Consider the following 1,156-nt stretch of genomic DNA (forward strand, 5'->3'; position numbering starts at 1 on the left):
GTTCCGCGCCAGCCAGCGGGCCACCTGCGCGCCCAGCGCACCCGTACCACCGGTCACCAGCACGGTCCCGGACGGGCGCCAGCCCTCCACCGGCGCCGCACCCGAAGGCGCGTGCACCAGACGACGGACGAACACCCCCGACGCCCGCACGGCCAGCTGGTCCTCGATCCCGGCACCGGCCAGCGCGGCCACCAGCCGGTCCAGCGCCCGCTCCTCCACCTGCTCGGGGAGGTCCACCAGACCGCCCCAGCGCTGCGGCTGCTCCTGCGCGGCGACCCGGCCCAGACCCCAGACCAGCGACTGCTCCGGGTTCGACAGCCGCTCGGCGCGGTTCACCGCCACGGCACCGCGCGTGGCGCACCACAGCGGCGCCTCGAACCCGGCGTCACCGAGCGCCTGCACCAGGGCTACCGTCCCGGCCAGGCCGGACGGCAGACCCGGGTGCTCCGGGTGCGGCTGCTCCGCCAGCGCGAGCAGGGACAGCACTCCGGCCGGCTCGACCACGTCGTCCAGCTGCTTGCGGAGCAGCACGGCCAGCTCCGCGCGGTCCAGGTCCTCGGTCGCGACGGTGACGTTCCTGATCTCAGCACCGCGCCGGGCGAGCGCGCGGGTCACCTCGGTCACCCAGGCGTCCTCCGCCAGCCGTTCGGGCAGCACGACCGCCCAGGTCCCGGAGAGGACGGGCGCCGGCTGGTCGGCCAGCGGCTGCCAGCTGACGCGGTAGCGCCAGCCGTCCACCGTGGAGTGCTCACGGCGCTGCCGCCGCCACGAGGACAGCGCGGGCAGCACGGCGCTCAGCGGCGCATCCCCGCCGAGATCGAGATCGAGGGAGCCGGCCAGCGCGCTCAGATCCTCGCTGTCGACGGCCGCCCAGAACTCAGCCTCCACCGGATCGCCGGCGCGCTCGACCGCACCGTCCTCGATCCGGGCCGGCTCGGGCCAGTAGCGGCGGCGCTGGAAGGCGTAGGTGGGCAGGTCGACCCGCCCGGCGCCGGTGCCCGCGAAGGCCGCCGCCTGCCAGTCCACCGCGACACCGCGCACCCACGCCTCCGCGAAGGAGGCCAGCACCCGACGGGCACCACCCTCGTTCCGGCGCAGCGTGCCAACCGTGACCGCCTCGCGGCCGGCTGCTTCGATGCTCTCCTGAACGGCCATC

Annotated in this window: 1 pseudogene; it reads right to left on the minus strand. The window is 76.0% G+C overall.

The annotated features are described in order from the left end of the window. A pseudogene (locus UK12_RS41885) lies at positions 1 to 1,156 on the minus strand (polyketide synthase); the annotation flags it as partial.

The organism is Saccharothrix sp. ST-888, from assembly GCF_000955975.1.
GTDB lineage: Bacteria > Actinomycetota > Actinomycetes > Streptomycetales > Streptomycetaceae > Kitasatospora.